Source organism: Nitrobacter sp. (assembly GCF_051535235.1).
In the GTDB taxonomy this organism is placed as follows: Bacteria; Pseudomonadota; Alphaproteobacteria; order Rhizobiales; family Xanthobacteraceae; genus Nitrobacter.
This window is the reverse complement of record NZ_JBPPLZ010000007.1, coordinates 89,385-103,779: the sequence shown is the minus strand read 5'-3', so window position 1 is coordinate 103,779 and position 14,395 is coordinate 89,385. Positions and strand designations below refer to the sequence as shown.

General features: G+C 62.8%; 16 protein-coding genes. 7 read left to right on the top strand and 9 right to left on the bottom strand.

Annotated elements, in window-relative coordinates; genetic code table 11:
• Positions 1-31: 31 nt before the first annotated feature.
• Both fliJ and fliI read right to left on the bottom strand, forming a co-directional pair.
• Complete coding sequence (gene fliJ / locus ACS3WA_RS11255) at positions 32-454, bottom strand: flagellar export protein FliJ (RefSeq protein ID WP_438275316.1); 423 nt, start codon at positions 452-454, stop codon at positions 32-34.
• Positions 455-559: 105 nt separating this feature from the next.
• The gene (gene fliI, locus ACS3WA_RS11250; RefSeq protein ID WP_438278609.1) at positions 560-1,885 is read right to left on the bottom strand and encodes a flagellar protein export ATPase FliI; all 1,326 of its coding nucleotides are present in this window, start codon (positions 1,883-1,885) and stop codon (positions 560-562) included.
• Positions 1,886-2,101: 216 nt separating this feature from the next.
• On the opposite strand from fliI, the gene ACS3WA_RS11245 reads away from it, so the two are divergent.
• The 5 genes from ACS3WA_RS11245 to ACS3WA_RS11225 all read left to right on the top strand — a co-directional run bounded on the left by ACS3WA_RS11245 (position 2,102) and on the right by ACS3WA_RS11225 (position 5,228).
• Positions 2,102-2,269 (top strand): hypothetical protein, encoded by a 168-nt coding sequence (locus ACS3WA_RS11245; RefSeq protein WP_438275318.1) that lies wholly within the window; start codon positions 2,102-2,104, stop codon positions 2,267-2,269.
• Positions 2,254-2,955: a response regulator transcription factor CtrA gene (ctrA, locus tag ACS3WA_RS11240; RefSeq protein WP_412772022.1), complete on the top strand. Its 702-nt coding sequence runs from the start codon at positions 2,254-2,256 to the stop codon at positions 2,953-2,955. Before ACS3WA_RS11245 ends, ctrA begins: the two co-directional genes overlap by 16 nt.
• 285 nt (positions 2,956-3,240) lie before the next feature.
• Complete coding sequence (locus ACS3WA_RS11235; protein WP_438278608.1) at positions 3,241-3,645, top strand: DUF350 domain-containing protein; 405 nt, start codon at positions 3,241-3,243, stop codon at positions 3,643-3,645.
• Between the two features lie 2 nt (positions 3,646-3,647).
• Positions 3,648-4,043 carry a hypothetical protein gene (locus ACS3WA_RS11230; protein ID WP_438278607.1) on the top strand — a complete coding sequence of 132 codons (396 nt, stop codon included), beginning with the start codon at positions 3,648-3,650 and terminating at the stop codon, positions 4,041-4,043.
• Between the two features lie 27 nt (positions 4,044-4,070).
• A complete protein-coding gene (locus ACS3WA_RS11225; protein ID WP_438278606.1) occupies positions 4,071-5,228 on the top strand; it encodes a glutathionylspermidine synthase family protein in 1,158 nt (385 codons plus the stop codon).
• A 163-nt stretch (positions 5,229-5,391) separates the two neighbouring features.
• Here ACS3WA_RS11225 and ACS3WA_RS11220 read toward each other — a convergent pair whose 3' ends face one another.
• From ACS3WA_RS11220 to chpT, 6 genes are all read right to left on the bottom strand, one after another.
• Entirely contained in the window at positions 5,392-6,258 is an 867-nt protein-coding gene (locus tag ACS3WA_RS11220) for a CheR family methyltransferase (RefSeq protein WP_438278605.1), read from the bottom strand.
• The gene (locus ACS3WA_RS11215) at positions 6,255-7,406 is read right to left on the bottom strand and encodes a protein-glutamate methylesterase/protein-glutamine glutaminase (RefSeq protein WP_438278604.1); all 1,152 of its coding nucleotides are present in this window, start codon (positions 7,404-7,406) and stop codon (positions 6,255-6,257) included. The genes ACS3WA_RS11220 and ACS3WA_RS11215 overlap by 4 nt, the downstream gene beginning before the upstream one ends.
• 69 nt (positions 7,407-7,475) lie before the next feature.
• On the bottom strand, positions 7,476-7,841 hold the full coding sequence (locus ACS3WA_RS11210; RefSeq protein ID WP_438278603.1) for a response regulator: 366 nt from the start codon (positions 7,839-7,841) through the stop codon (positions 7,476-7,478).
• A gap of 68 nt (positions 7,842-7,909) precedes the next feature.
• Positions 7,910-8,380, bottom strand: a complete 471-nt coding sequence (locus ACS3WA_RS11205; protein ID WP_438278602.1) for a chemotaxis protein CheW — start codon at positions 8,378-8,380, stop codon at positions 7,910-7,912.
• 11 nt (positions 8,381-8,391) lie between these two features.
• A complete protein-coding gene (locus ACS3WA_RS11200) occupies positions 8,392-11,103 on the bottom strand; it encodes a hybrid sensor histidine kinase/response regulator (RefSeq protein WP_438278601.1) in 2,712 nt (903 codons plus the stop codon).
• A gap of 313 nt (positions 11,104-11,416) precedes the next feature.
• Positions 11,417-12,064, bottom strand: a complete 648-nt coding sequence (gene chpT / locus ACS3WA_RS11195) for a histidine phosphotransferase ChpT (protein WP_438278600.1) — start codon at positions 12,062-12,064, stop codon at positions 11,417-11,419.
• A gap of 204 nt (positions 12,065-12,268) precedes the next feature.
• Here chpT and ACS3WA_RS11190 point away from each other — a divergent pair, with 204 nt between their 5' ends.
• Entirely contained in the window at positions 12,269-13,045 is a 777-nt protein-coding gene (locus ACS3WA_RS11190; protein ID WP_438278697.1) for a 3'(2'),5'-bisphosphate nucleotidase CysQ family protein, read from the top strand.
• 22 nt (positions 13,046-13,067) lie between these two features.
• Here the strand turns inward: ACS3WA_RS11190 and ACS3WA_RS11185 are convergent, their stop codons facing one another.
• Complete coding sequence (locus ACS3WA_RS11185) at positions 13,068-13,574, bottom strand: YHS domain-containing (seleno)protein (protein WP_438278599.1); 507 nt, start codon at positions 13,572-13,574, stop codon at positions 13,068-13,070.
• 113 nt (positions 13,575-13,687) lie between these two features.
• Here ACS3WA_RS11185 and ACS3WA_RS11180 point away from each other — a divergent pair, with 113 nt between their 5' ends.
• Positions 13,688-14,317 carry a DUF1134 domain-containing protein gene (locus tag ACS3WA_RS11180; protein WP_438278598.1) on the top strand — a complete coding sequence of 210 codons (630 nt, stop codon included), beginning with the start codon at positions 13,688-13,690 and terminating at the stop codon, positions 14,315-14,317.
• Positions 14,318-14,395: the final 78 nt, after the last annotated feature.

The window sequence follows — 14,395 nt, the reverse complement described above, 5'->3', positions numbered from 1 at the left end:
TTTCGACAAATGTGAATTCTCGACCTGCGGTTCAGGCAATGGCGGCGTTCATGCGCGCCCGCATCAAACCGATGCTGTCGAGATCGGCCTGCTCGCGGGCGCTCTCTTCCGCGCGCTCGCGCGCCTGATCCCGCTCGTCCAGCAACTCGACCTTCTTCAGTTCCTCGAAGGCTTCCGCAAGGTTTATCCTGGCTTCTTCGAGCTGGACGCGCAATTCGTCCGCCGAGCGGGTCAGGTTTTCGCGGCGCTGGATCGCCGCCTTGGCATAGGTCGGATAGGCGAAGTGCGCTGGATCGTTGATCCCCGCGCGCTCCTGCTCGATTTCGATCTCACGCTCCAGATCGACCGACATGCGCTGGAAGTCAGCGATCATGCTCTCGATCTGGGCCACCCTCCGTCGCTTCTCCTCGACCTGGAATTTTCTCAGACGGATCAGCGTTTCACGCGACTTCATCGACTCGTACTCCTCCAGAAGTCCTATCCGAGCAGGACACACTGGCACCGCTTGCGGGCCTCGCCGGCACCTCTCTGATAACAAGCGGATGATGACCCGACAAAGTTAGCTTTCCGTTTCCAAGGTCTTAAGGATTTGCTGCAACCGCAGATAGCCGTCCTCGATGCTGGTCACCTCGTCCTTGGCCTGGCGCAAAAAATCCTCCAGAACAGGATTGAGCCGGATCGCCTCGTCGACCTCGGCGTTGGAACCCGCCCGGTAGGCGCCGAGGCGGATCAGTTCCTCCATGTCGGAATAGGTGGCCATCACCTGCCGCCCGCGCGTGATCACCGGCAGGAAGGCCGGATCGGCGGATTTCGGCATGGTGCGCGACACCGACTTCAGGACGTTGATCGCGGGATAACGGCCGCGCTCGGCGATGGCCCGCTCCATCACGATGTGGCCGTCGAGAATGCCGCGCACCGCGTCCGCCACAGGTTCGTTGTGGTCGTCGCCATCCACCAGCACCGTGAAAATGCCGGTGATGGTCCCCTTGTCGGCGCCGGGGCCGGCGCGCTCCAGGAGTTTGGGCAGTTCGGTGAACACTGTCGGCGTGTAGCCTTTCGTGGTCGGCGGCTCGCCGGTCGACAATCCGATTTCGCGCTGCGCCATCGCAAACCGCGTCACCGAATCCATCATGCACATGACGTCCTTGCCTTCGTCGCGGAAATATTCCGCGATGGCGAGCGTCAGATAGGCAGCCTGCCGCCGCATCAAGGCGGGCTCGTCGGAGGTCGCGACCACGACCACGGATCGCGCGAGTCCTTCCTCGCCGAGATCGTCCTGCAGGAATTCCTGCACCTCGCGGCCGCGTTCGCCGACCAGTCCGATCACCGACACGTCGGCGTCCGCGTTGCGCGCCAGCATCGACAGCAGCACCGATTTGCCGACGCCGGAACCAGCGAAGATACCGAGCCGCTGGCCGCGGCAGCAGGTCAAAAACGTGTTCAGCGCGCGTACGCCGAGATCGAGCGGCTTGCCCACTCGCCTGCGCGAATGCGCCGGCGGCGGCGAATTGCGGAACGGCACCGGCACTGGCCCCTGTGACAATGGCCCCTTGCCGTCGATCGGCTCGCCCATGGCGTTGAGAACGCGGCCGAGCCACGCGGCCGAAGGACGCACCTGACTGGAGGCATTGGCGATCACGGCGCGGCAGCCGCGCCGCACCCCGTCGAGGCCGGCGAATGGCATAACCACGGCATTGTCGCCGCTGAAGCCGACCACCTCCGCCGGAATGACGCGGTCGCCGCCGGTCTCGATCACGATGCGAGCCCCGACCGACATCGCGTGAATGGGGCCTGCAATCTCCACCATGAGCCCGCGCACGCCGACCACGCGGCCATAAGTATTGACGCGCTCGATATCGCCGAGTTGCTCGGCGAGGCCCTTCATCGCGAAAACCTTAAGTTTCCTCGCACTAGCAGACCCCCTTTAACCTCGTGTTTACCCGCATCGTTAATCATTGCGTCATTGTCTTTGGTGACTGAGCGCGCCTGTCTTCAGGATGAAGGCGAGTCGCGGGAGTCGGTTAGGTCTGGCTCTTAATGTGGAACCTGAGCGCAAGCGGGTAGGAAAAGCTGCTTCTATGCAACATCTTAGGGCGATTCGATGAAAATTGCACCGTTTGATCTTGCACAACAGAATCAGTTTTTGTTAACCATACGCGGTCAGGATCCGAATCAGTTGCTTAAAGGCGTTTCCAGTGCCGCAAGTATTGCGGCCGGCCTGACGCCCGGCGCGGCGACGATTAGGGGACTGGCATGCGCGTTTTGCTGATTGAGGATGATAGCGCCGTCGCGCAGTCGATTGAGCTGATGCTCAAATCCGAGAGTTTCAACGTCTATACGACGGATCTCGGCGAAGAAGGCGTCGATCTCGGCAAACTATACGACTACGACATTATCCTTCTCGACCTGAACCTGCCCGACATGTCCGGTTATGACGTGCTCAAGCAGCTTCGCGTCTCCAAGATCAAGACACCCATTCTGATCCTCTCCGGCCTCGCCGGCATCGAGGACAAGGTCAAGGGTCTCGGCGTCGGCGCCGACGACTACATGACGAAGCCCTTCCACAAGGATGAACTGGTCGCCCGCATTCATGCGATCGTGCGCCGCTCCAAGGGACATGCCCAGTCGGTGATCCAGACCGGCGATCTCGTGGTCAATCTCGACACCAAGACGGTGGAAGTCGGCGGCCAACGCGTGCACCTCACGGGCAAGGAATACCAGATGCTCGAGCTGCTCAGCTTGCGCAAGGGCACCACGCTGACCAAGGAAATGTTCCTCAACCACCTCTATGGCGGCATGGACGAGCCGGAATTGAAGATCATCGACGTCTTCATCTGCAAGCTGCGCAAGAAGCTTGCCAACGCCTCCGAAGGACGCAACTTCATCGAGACGGTCTGGGGCCGCGGCTACGTCTTGCGCGAACCGCATGAGGACGACGTCCGCATTCCGGCCTGACCAATTCACCGTTCCTCCCAGACTGACCCCGCCGCAATTGGCGGGGTTTTTGTTTGTCGGTCTGTGCCCGGCTCATTGTCCCGAGATGAAATCGGAATGTCGAATTTCTCACCCCTCGCGCCGGGAGAGGTGAACCGGCGAAGCATAGCGGAGACGGTTGGTGAGGGATGTTCAATATTAAGTCCCTACCCTGCCGGGCGTCTCGCTGCATGAACCCGTCGCCGGGTTGTCTCGACTGACGGCATGACTGATGATCCGGGCTGAGGCCTATCCACGGGGGCTGACATGATCCTGCAATCGCTGGCCGGGCTGCCGGCCTTCCTGCTGTATTTCTGCACGGGCCTGATCGCGGTCTTGCTGTATCTGTTCGTCTATACGCGCGTCACGCCGCACGACGAATTCAAGCTGATCTGCGACAACAACCCTGCCGCCGCGATCGCGCTCGGGCTCAGCCTGATCGGCTTCGTCATTCCGGTGGTCAGCGCGATCATGCACACCGTCAACGTGATCGACTGCCTGATCTGGAGCATGATCGCGCTGATCGTGCAGATCGCTGTCTACTATATCGTGAAAATTCCGGTGCCCAACCTGTCAGGCCGGATCGCCGCCGGCGAACTCGCGCCCTCGATCTGGCTGGGCCTGTCGTCGGTCGCCGCAGGCGCGGTCAACGCGGCATCGATGGTCTATTGACCATGGCTGGTCCTCCCGCCGAACCGTTCGGGAAACGGCGTCTGCCGCCGCTCGAACCGCCCCCGCCAAAACGCTCCGGGCGTGTCGCGCTGCTGGTGATGGGTACGCTCGCGGTCGGCGCAGGCGCCTATGCGCTGATGCCGCACGACAATTGCGAGTCCAACCGTCCCGGCGTCGCGGCGTCCGCAACGCCCGGTCAGACCGCTACGGCCTGCAATTCGGGTTCATCGAGCGGCGGACACGGGAGCGGCTGGTCGTCGCGATCAGGCTATTACGGCGGAGATTCTTCCTCCAGCCATTCCTCATCATCCTCCGAAACCGGCGGCGGCCCCATCACACGCGGAGGCTTCGGCGGCTTCGCCCATGCAATCTCGTCTCATTTCTCCGGCGGCGGCTGACCCGCCTTCCGGATTGCGAGCTTCGACATGCAACGCATCGTCTGCCCCGAACGCAATGACTGGCAAACCACGGCCGAGAACGCAGGCTTCGCGTTTCATACGCTCGACGGCGAGCGTTACTGGGACGAGCGCGCCTATTACGCATTCACGCTCGAGGAAGTCGAACAGGGGATCGAAGCGCCGACCGGCGAAATCCATTCCATGTGCCTCGAACTGGTCAAGCGCGCGATGAATGACGAAAGCGTGCTGCGCCGCCTCAGGATTCCGCAGGCCTGCTGGCCGATCCTCACCGATAGCTGGCGGCGCGGCGACGCCACGCTCTACGGCCGCTTCGACTTCTGCTTCAGCGGTCAGGGTCCGGCGAAACTGCTCGAATACAACGCCGATACGCCCACCTCGCTGTTCGAGGCCGCGGTGTTTCAATGGACCTGGCTCGAGCAGGCGATGGAGCGCCAGATCATCCCGAACGGAGCCGATCAGTTCAACTCCATCCATGACAAGCTGATTGCGCGTTGGCGCGAGATCGCACCGAACGGCCATCTGCACCTGACCGGGCTTTACGAGAACCCCGAGGATGCGGTGACGCTGAACTATCTCGAAGACACCGCCCGGCAGGCGGGCCTTCAAACCACTTCGCTGGAGATCGAAAGCATCGGCGTGGACAGCGCCTGCCAATTCGTCGATCTCGACGATCGCCGCATTGAGCTTGCGTTCAAACTCTACCCCTGGGAATGGATGCTGCGCGACAGCTTCGGCTCCCGGATTCGGACCGCATCGACACGCTGGATCGAGCCGCCCTGGAAGGTCGTGCTCTCCAACAAGGGAATTCTGCCGTTATTGTGGGAGATGTTTCCCAACCACCCCAACCTGCTGCCCGCCTATTTCGAAGAGGACGCCGAGGTGAGCAGACTCGGCAGCTCTTATGTGCGCAAGCCAATCTACTCCCGTGAAGGCGCCAACGTCGAACTGGTCTGCGATGGAACGGCGCTGGACCAGCAAAGCGGCCCCTATGGCAGCGAAGGTTTCGTGCGGCAAGCCTCGGCGCTCCTCCCAAGCTTTGAAGGCGTGTATCCGGTCATTGGAAGCTGGATCGTCGGCGATCGGGCTTGCGGGCTCTCGATCCGCGAGGACGCGCACCCGATCACGGGCAACACGTCGCGCTTTCTGCCGCACGCGATCCTGTGAGGCGCGCGGGGCGCCGTCATTCCTGACGCGAAGGCGACGAAGGCCTTGTGTTCGCACCGAGAGCGGTGATCCGGAATCTCTATATGCAATCCGAAGCGGGATTCCGGGCCTGCTCGCAAGCGAGCGCCCGGAATGACCTGGATGGAATGTTGTCGGTTGGCCGCTACGCGCGGGCTGCGGACTTGGCCGCCAGCATGCCCGGAACCAGCGACGGCGCGGTGACGTGATTGGGCCGATAGAGACCGCGTTTGTCCGGATGAGGCTTGAACGCGTCGGTCAGCCCGACCACGGTTTCCGCGGCGCCGAGCGCGAGGAAACCATCGCTCTCCATCCGCTTCGCAAGCCGCTGAAAAATGCTGACCTTGGTCTCCTGATCGAAGTAGATCAGCACGTTGCGGCAGAAGATCACGTCGAACGTGCCGAGGTGGGAAAAATCCTGCAACAGGTTGAGCTGCCGGTGCTGAACCATCGCACGAATGTCGGCGTTGAGCTGCCAGAGTTCGCCGACCTGCTTGAAATACTTGATCAGCAACTGAATGGGCAACCCGCGCTGCACCTCGAACTGACTGTAGAGGCCGGCCCGCGACTTTTCGAGCACCTCGTTCGACAGATCGGTGGCGACGATCTCGGTACGCCATCCCGCCAGCGCCGGACCGTATTCCTTGAGACACATCGCGATCGAATACGGCTCCTGTCCGGTCGAACCGGCGGCGCACCAGATCCGCAGGCTGCGGCGAGCTGCCCGGGCCTGCACCAGCGCCGGGATCACGGTGTCACGGAGGTGTTCGAACGGCGTCTTGTCACGAAAGAAGAAGGTTTCGTTGGTGGTCATCGCCTCGACGACGTCAACGCTCAGCGGTCCGGCACCGCTCTTCATCTTCTGCACGAGGTCGCTGATGCCTGGCAGACCGGCCTTGCGCGCAAGCGGCGTCAGACGACTCTCGACCAGATATTGCTTGTCGACAGCGAGATCGAGTCCGGACTGGTCCTTCAGGAACTTGCGCAGATACTCAAAATCAAGCGGCGTCACGAATGGCCTCCCGCAAACAACCGAACGAGTTTCGGTGCGATTTGTTGAAGCGGCAAAACAGCCGCGCAAATTCCGGCCTGGGCGGCGGCGCCCGGCATTCCCCACACCACGCTGCTTGCTTCGTCCTGCGCGATGACGCTTCCTCCCGCGGCGACGATCTGCTTGCCGCCGCGCATTCCGTCCGATCCCATCCCTGTCAGGATGACGGCCAGAATGCCTCCCTGCCAGATGTCGATCGCCGACGTGAACAGCGGATCGACAGCCGGCTTGCAGAAGTTCACCGGCGGACCGTCGTCGAGCGCGATGATCCCGCCTCCGCCCTTTCGCGCCACGCGCATGTGGCAACCGCCCGGCGCTAAATAGATCCGTCCAGGCTTCACGACCTCCTCGTTCACGCCCTCCTGCACCGGACGTCCGGCGACCCGCGCCAGATGTTCCGCGAGAATGGTCGTGAAAGTCGGCGGCATGTGCTGCGTGATCAGCACCGGAACGGCGTCGATCACGGGCCCTATTCCGGCCACCAGCGTCATCAGCGCCTGCGGCCCGCCCGTGGACGAACCGATCAGCAGCACGCGCGGGTGCAGCGGACCGAAGGGACGCAGGAGCGGTGCGGGTTGTGCCGGCGCAGGAGCGGCCTGAGTGAGAGTTGGTTCGTGCGGCGCCAGCGGCGGAGCTGCAACCACCGCCGGACGACGACGCTTCGCCGCGAGGTTCCGGATCTTCTGGATCAGGTCGTGCTTGAAGATATCGGCCGCCGCGATCTCGCGGGTGCTCTCCGGCTTCGGAATGTAATCCGCCGCGCCGAGCGCCATCGCCTTGAAACTGATCTCCGCGTTGCGGCGGGTGAGCGTCGAGGCCATGATGATAATGAGGTCGGGTTTCTTGGCCAGCAGTTGCGGCAGCGCCGAGATGCCGTCGAGATCCGGCATTTCGATATCGAGGACGACGACATCGGGATTGGCACGCTCGACCTGGCTGACCGCATCGAGCCCGGTGCGCAGCGAAGCCGCGACCTTCATGTCGGGCTCAGCCTCGATCCAACGGGAAATCAGCCCGCGAATGACGACGGAGTCGTCGACCACCATGACGCGCAACGGCTCCTGCCGTCCCGAATCCAAAGCCGCCGGACTTGCCAAAGCAGTACTCATGACCCACCAGACGCAACCACGGACAAAGACGATTTCTGCGCCGGGCAATCCGGTACGGCGCGGCTAATTTCAGATCAGACCGATTTCGTGAAACTTCGCCGTCACGATGTCCTTGTCGAAGGGCTTCATGATGTATTCATTGGCGCCGGCATGAAGCGCGCGCGCGATATGCGCGACATCGTTCTCCGTGGTGCAGAACACCACCTTCGGCCGATCACCGCCGGGCATCCGGCGCAGGTTGCGAAGGAATTCGTAGCCGTCCATGACCGGCATGTTCCAATCCAGCAGCACGGCATCCGGCAACTCGCGCTTGCAGGCCTCGAGCGCCTTCTCGCCGTCCTCCGCCTCGACGATATGGAAATTGAAGCCTTCCAGGATACGCCGCGCGACCTTACGGATAACGCTTGAATCATCCACGACCAGACACGTTTTCATTTCGGCCTCCGCTTCTTTCCAATCTTCATGACGGGACGCTTTCCCGATGACTCCACTTACCGCCGGTCTCAAGCCGCAAGCTTGTCAGACGCGATCTCCAAAATCCGATCGACATCGAGAACGACCATCAATTGTCCATCCAGCCGATGCACACCCGCCGACATCTCCGTCATCCGCGCATCGAGGTTGGCTGGATTGACCTCGCGGCTGTCATCCGGAAGCGCCATGACCTCGCCGATCGAATCGATCAGAAGTCCGTAGGACTCGCCCCGCAGTTCCACGCCGACGGCCATTGGCGGACGATCGGCCTCTTGCTTCGGAAGGCCAAGTCGCGCGCGCATTTCGATCGCGGTGACGATGCGGCCGCGCAGATTCAAGACGCCCGCCACGTCGTTCGATGCCAGCGGCACGCGGGTCAGGCGTTCGGGTTTGAACACGTCCTGCACCCGCGAGATCGGAAGCCCGAACAACTGCCCGCCGATCGTCGCGGTCACGTATTCGGTAAACGCGCTTTCGCTGCCTTGATTTACCATGGTCATGCCGTGATCCTTCATGCCGCTGCCCGGTTGGTTTCGGCGGTCTGTTCCTTCAGCGCCGCAATGAGGCCGGGACGGTCGAACTTGGCGACGTAATCGTGGAAGCCGGCCTGACGTCCCCGCTCGATCGCGGCCGGAGAAATCATTGACGACAGCGCGATGATCGGAGTTCCGCTGAGACGGCGATCGGAGCGCACCGTCTCCGCGAATTCGAAACCGTTCATGTCAGGCATTTCGATGTCGGTGAGGATCGCGTCGAACTCCTGACCCGACCGCAGAACGACGAGACCTTCCTGCGCGTTGGTCGCAAGGCGCACCTGATATCCCGCGGCCTTGAGAACCGGCGCCAGCATGTTGCGGAAAAAGGCGCTGTCATCCACCAGCAGCACCGACCGCGTGGCGGCGTCGGCGCGCATCTCCTTGCGCTTGAACCAGTCGGAAAAAGCCATCGGCAGGAAATGACCGATATCGATCACGTCAGTCGCCCGGCCCTTGATGACGGCGGAGCCGAGAATGCCCTGCTGATTGCTCGCCACCTCGATGTTCAGCCGCTCCTCGACGATGTCGATGATCTCATCGACCACCAAGCCCGCCGCCCGTCCTTCGTCAGCGAACACCAGGACGGCTTGCGACCCCTCGGTCCCGACCGAAACGCCCTCCATCTGCACCAGCGGCATGAGCTGTTCGCGGTACTGCACCATATAGCGACCGTCGGAGATCTCGATCTTGTCGACGCCGATCTCCTCCAGTCGCGTGACGAGTGCGAGCGGCACGGCCTTGGGCTGGTCCGATCCGGCGCGGAATACCAGCAGCGACGTCATCTGCTCGGCGTCGCTGGCGCCCGCACCGCGCTCGTCGGCGATTTCCTGCTGCGTCGCGACCGATGCGCCGAGCGCGTGCGCAATGCCGTTCGGGTCGATGATCATGATCACCGCGCCGTCGCCGAGAATGGTGTTGCCCGAAAACATGCCGATGTGCCGCAGCATGGTCGACATCGGCTTGACCACGATTTCCTCGGTATGGAACACGCCGTCCACGACGATGCCGAAGGTCTGGTTTCCGACCTGCGTGACCACGATAAAACCGTTCTCCGGATCGCTGGATGCGCCATCATCGATCTTCAGAAGCTTCTTCAAGTGCATCAGCGGCAGCAGCTTATTGCGCAGCCGCAGGACCGGAGTTTCCTTGATACGTTCGATACGGTGCTCCGAATCCGCGCGCACGCGCACCAGCTCGACCACCGAGAGCTGCGGTATCGCGTAACGCTCGCCCGCGGCTTCCACGATCAACGCCGACACGATCGCCAGCGTCAGCGGAATCTTGACGGTAATGCTCGAGCCCTCGCCGGCCACCGACTTGACGTCGATGGTGCCGCCGATCTGGTCGATGTTGGAACGCACCACGTCCATGCCGACGCCGCGCCCGGAAACGGCGGTCACCGCCGCCGCGGTCGAGAACCCCGGCGCGAAGATGAACTTGTGGATCTGCGCCTCGGTCATCTTCTCGAGTTCGGCCTCGGTCGCGAGGCCGTTCTGAATCGCCTTGGCCTTGATGCGCTCGGTATTGAGACCGCGGCCATTGTCGGCGATGCAGATGATGATGTGACCGCCCTCATGATAGGCCAGAAGGCGGATGGTGCCCTGTTCGGGCTTGCCCGCCTTGAGCCGTTCCGCCGGCGTTTCGAGACCGTGATCGGCGGAATTGCGCACCATGTGCGTCAGCGGATCCTTGATCAGATCGAGAACCTGACGGTCGAGTTCGGTGTCGGCGCCATGCATCTCGAGTTCGATCTGCTTGCCGAGTTCGCTCGACAGATCGCGCACGATACGCGGCAGCTTCTGCCAGGCGTTGCCGATCGGCTGCATGCGCGTCTTCATGACGCCTTCCTGCAGCTCGGCGGTGACGTTGGACAGCCGTTGCAACGGCACCTTGAATTCATTGTCCTCGTGGCGGCGGCTGATCTCGAGCAACTGGTTGCGCGTCAATACGAGCTCGGACACCATCGTCATCAGATGCTCGAGCGTATCGACGTTGACGCGGATCGACTGGTGAGAAACCCGATCGCTTTCCGGAGTGTCTTCCGCTTTCTTGGGCGCCGCCTTGACGGCAGCTTTCGGAGCGGCGGCCGGCGCGGGCGCCCCGGATGCCGGCTGCGGAGCGGGAGCGGGCTGCGGAGCGGCAGACGCGGCCGACTCGACCTCCGTCTCCCGGAACGCGCGCTCGAGATCATCGAGCGATACCTCGCCCGGACGAAGCTGACGTTCGAGAATTTGATAAGTGAGCGTACCCGCCGTCTGGGGGGCGGGCGCTTCGGCGGCGGGCTCGGGAGCGGGAGCGGGAGCTTCGGAAGCGCCATGCTCGGCCATGTGATGGAGCAACTCGATCAGATCGCTATCCGATCCTTCCGGCTCGGTTTCGGTCGCCTCGAGCTGACCCAGGATATCCCTGATGCGATCGATGGTGGAGAGAATGAGCGTCACGGCCTCGCCGGTCACCGGCATGCCGTCGCGAAACTTGCCCATCAGCGTTTCCGCCGCATGGGCGAGCGCCTCCAGCCTCGGAAGGCCCAGAAAGCCGCATGTCCCCTTGATGGTGTGGACCAGCCGGAAGATATTATCCAATATCTTCGCGTTGTTCGGATCCTGCTCGAAGCTGACGAGCTGATTGTCGACGGTATCCAGACTCTCGTTGGTCTCGGTCAGGAATTCGCGGAGGAGATCATCCATTGCCTTCTGGCCCTCGAACTGCCGGGGCGACGTCGTCGCGCCTTTTCGCGGCCGGGCCAGTTTCAACCCAAAGCATTTAATATTGGTTGAGCAAGCGGAAAAGAATGCAGCAACGATCGATGCGGCGGACTCGTCGCGACACGCCTTCGAGCGAGGTCACTGCATCCGTCAGGATTTTGCCTGATCCGGATACAAGGCGTTTGACCTTGATTTAGCAGCGAAAAGTAACACGCTTGGTAAACGGATCAAAACCCTGACGCTGATCTCCGCAAACCCGGAAACCATTCGTTCACCTTATCAGGCGACGCCGAACTCAACGGGCGCTTACAATCACTTTCTCACCGTCGGGGACGATCGAGATGTTGATACCGCAGGCCTCAGCAAGCAGACGGGTGTAGTAGGGCTGAATCGCATGCGCATCGACGGCGCCGGTAGTGCCAGACGACAGAAGATCGACGACGCTCTGCGATACGCGAGCGTTCATTCCCGCGGCAGTGATCTGAAAGCCCATCGCTTCGCCGTCGCCAAGCGGATCGACGCTCAGCACGCCTCCGCGGGGGATCATCTGCTGCGCGATCACCAACAAGTTGAGCAGCAGTTTCACCCTGTTCTTCGGCAACAGCAGGCGTGGGAGATTCCAGGCGATCGTGATCTTGCCGTCCTCGAAATGGCCCTTCGCCATGGCCTGCGCATCGCCAAGATCGATCTGCGCGCCGGCCGAGCCCGCGGCGCCGAATGCGAGACGACAGAACTGCAGCCGCGCCGAGGCGGTTTTGGCGCTCTTGCGAATCAGATCGAGCGCGAATTCGCGATCGTCCGGCTTCGGATTGTCGTCCAGCACCTCGAGCCCGTTGACGATTGCGCCAACCGGACTAATGAGGTCATGACAGACGCGCGAACACAGCAGTGCTGCGAGTTCGAGCGTATCGGGAACGGGACCGGGAGACGACGTGCCAGACATAATACCTGCTCCTGGGATCCGTTTCGGCAAATCCGCAGCAAGCGGACTTGCAGCGCGCGGACATGGCGAATCAAACGATCGTGGTGGCTTGATACACCGCCGGAGCCCCTGCTGCCACCGAAAGGCGGTCGCCGCCGCTTTGCCGCGCCACGCAAGGACGCTTCGAACGTGCCGGTGATCGACGCTCAAACGGCCGCGGCGCTGATGAACCCACTCACCACGCTGGTGGCGAAAGCGGGCGCGGCCATCCTCTCGGTCAATCGCGATCGCATGACGATCAGCGGCAAGGCCGACGGGTCCCCCGTGACCGAGGCGGACCTCGCCTCCGACCGGATCATCGCCGACGGGCTTGCGCGGCTTCGTCCCGATATTCCGCTGCTGTCGGAAGAACGCGTGCATCCTGCCGCGCCGACTTATGCCGGCAGCTTCTTCGTGATCGATCCGCTCGACGGCACCAGGGAATTCATCGCCGGCCGCGACGAATTCACCGTCAATCTGGCGATCGTGACGGACGGAGTGCCGCTGTTGGGCATCGTCGGCGCGCCCGCGCTCGGTTCGATCTGGCGAGGCCTTGTCGGCCATGGCGCGCAGCGCCTCGCGGTCACGGTTGACGGCGACGTCGGCGCGGCCGCGCCGATCACAACCCGGCCGTATCCTCGCCACGGAGCATGGATCGCCGCCGTCAGCCGCTCCCACGGCGACAGCCGCTCGGACGCCTTCATCGACGGCCGGCCTGGCGCGGTACGCCGGCCGCTCGGCTCCGCCGTCAAGTTCTGCCGGATCGCGGAGGGCGGAGCCGATATCTATCCCCGTCTCGCCCCGACCTGCGAATGGGACGTCGCGGCGGGTCATGCGCTGGTCGTCGCCGCCGGCGGCAAGGTCACGGACGGCAGCGGCGCGCCGTTGCGTTTCGGTCAATCGCACGAGGGATTTCTGGTGCCGGAGTTTATCGCCTGGGGCGACCCCTCCGCCGCTCCCTGACGCGGCTTGCCATCTCCTGCATCTATTGCGCCAACGTTTCCTTCAGCACGGCCCAGCGCCGCGTCGCGTCGTGCAGATAGCGCGCCGGATCGGCCGCGAAAGCCGCGCGGGTGTCCTCATGGCCGAACAGGTAAAGCCGGTGGCCGACAATCAGCCAGAGCCGTGCGGTTCCGGCGAAAGTCACCCCCCGCGCAATGTCCACCGGATCATAGCCGCCGAAACGCGGGCTATACACATCCGGATTCGCGATAAAAAACGCCCGATTGTCGGGATTGCTGAAGCGCCAGACGGCACCGCCCTGCGACACCTCGAAGGCGGGGTCGCCTTGCACTGCGCGGCCGTCGGTAAAGAAAGCCACGGGATCGAACCCGCCGATCGCCAGACCCGTATAACGGTCGGCCACGATCCGCTCCGAGGTCGCCGCCCTGGCTGCAAGGTCCAGCCTGGCGCCGGCCAACCCACACCCCAGCAAGGCGATCGCGACTGCCGCGAGGCGCAAGCCGTTTCCTTCCTGCCGCCGTGCCGTCATAGTTGATGCGGATAACGTGTGAGTCGAGGGGACGATCGCCGCGTCATACCGACCGTCTATCAGCATCGGGTTAAAGACGCAGCGACAAGTTTCGCTACCTTGGGGGGACTTCCATGACTTTGATTTCACGCCTTGCAGCGGTCGCGCTCGCTGCCGTGACGACGTTCTGGATCGTGCCGGCACCCGCCCAGCAGTCAGCGCCGCCCTACGATGCGCCTCCGGGCCAGCAAATGCCGCCGCCGCAACGGCACGCCGGCCCAGGCAACTATTCGTCGGACGAACTGCTCAAATCCGGGACCCGGTTCTTCGGCAACGTCTCTCGGGGCCTCGCCTCCGTCATCGAACGCGCCGTGAGCCAATGGGGCCTGCCAAACGGTTACATCCTGGGCGAGGAAGGCTCGGGCGCCTTCGTCGCTGGCCTGCGCTACGGCGAGGGCACCCTCTACACCAAGAATGCCGGTGACCTGAAAGTCTACTGGCAGGGTCCGTCGGTCGGTTTCGACTGGGGCGGCGACGGCGCCCGAACCATGACGCTGGTTTACAACCTGCCGGCCACCAATGCGATCTATCAGCGCTTTGCGGGCATCGAAGGCTCCGCCTACATCGTCGGCGGCTTCGGCATGACGGCATTGACCGCGAACAATATCGTGCTGGTGCCGATCCGCTCCGGTCTCGGGCTGCGGCTCGGCGCCAATATCGGCTATTTGAAGTTTACGCCGCAGGCGACCTGGAACCCGTTCTGACGCCCTGATGCCAGCGTCCATGTTTTCTTGCGGCCAACCGGATTCCGCCTGACCGGAAAATGCCTTGCGTGGCGTGAC

Excerpts from the sequence above, each read along its gene's own strand:
- fliJ (WP_438275316.1), bottom strand. The coding sequence starts at position 454 with ATGAAGTCGCGTGAAACGCTGATCCGTCTGAGAAAATTCCAGGTCGAG.
- fliI (WP_438278609.1), bottom strand. The coding sequence starts at position 1,885 with ATGAAGGGCCTCGCCGAGCAACTCGGCGATATCGAGCGCGTCAATACT.
- ACS3WA_RS11245 (WP_438275318.1), top strand. The coding sequence starts at position 2,102 with ATGAAAATTGCACCGTTTGATCTTGCACAACAGAATCAGTTTTTGTTA.
- ctrA (WP_412772022.1), top strand. The coding sequence starts at position 2,254 with ATGCGCGTTTTGCTGATTGAGGATGATAGCGCCGTCGCGCAGTCGATT.
- ACS3WA_RS11235 (WP_438278608.1), top strand. The coding sequence starts at position 3,241 with ATGATCCTGCAATCGCTGGCCGGGCTGCCGGCCTTCCTGCTGTATTTC.
- ACS3WA_RS11230 (WP_438278607.1), top strand. The coding sequence starts at position 3,648 with ATGGCTGGTCCTCCCGCCGAACCGTTCGGGAAACGGCGTCTGCCGCCG.
- ACS3WA_RS11225 (WP_438278606.1), top strand. The coding sequence starts at position 4,071 with ATGCAACGCATCGTCTGCCCCGAACGCAATGACTGGCAAACCACGGCC.
- ACS3WA_RS11215 (WP_438278604.1), bottom strand. The coding sequence starts at position 7,406 with ATGAGTACTGCTTTGGCAAGTCCGGCGGCTTTGGATTCGGGACGGCAG.
- ACS3WA_RS11210 (WP_438278603.1), bottom strand. The coding sequence starts at position 7,841 with ATGAAAACGTGTCTGGTCGTGGATGATTCAAGCGTTATCCGTAAGGTC.
- ACS3WA_RS11205 (WP_438278602.1), bottom strand. The coding sequence starts at position 8,380 with ATGACCATGGTAAATCAAGGCAGCGAAAGCGCGTTTACCGAATACGTG.
- ACS3WA_RS11200 (WP_438278601.1), bottom strand. The coding sequence starts at position 11,103 with ATGGATGATCTCCTCCGCGAATTCCTGACCGAGACCAACGAGAGTCTG.
- chpT (WP_438278600.1), bottom strand. The coding sequence starts at position 12,064 with ATGTCTGGCACGTCGTCTCCCGGTCCCGTTCCCGATACGCTCGAACTC.
- ACS3WA_RS11190 (WP_438278697.1), top strand. The coding sequence starts at position 12,269 with ATGAACCCACTCACCACGCTGGTGGCGAAAGCGGGCGCGGCCATCCTC.
- ACS3WA_RS11185 (WP_438278599.1), bottom strand. The coding sequence starts at position 13,574 with ATGACGGCACGGCGGCAGGAAGGAAACGGCTTGCGCCTCGCGGCAGTC.
- ACS3WA_RS11180 (WP_438278598.1), top strand. The coding sequence starts at position 13,688 with ATGACTTTGATTTCACGCCTTGCAGCGGTCGCGCTCGCTGCCGTGACG.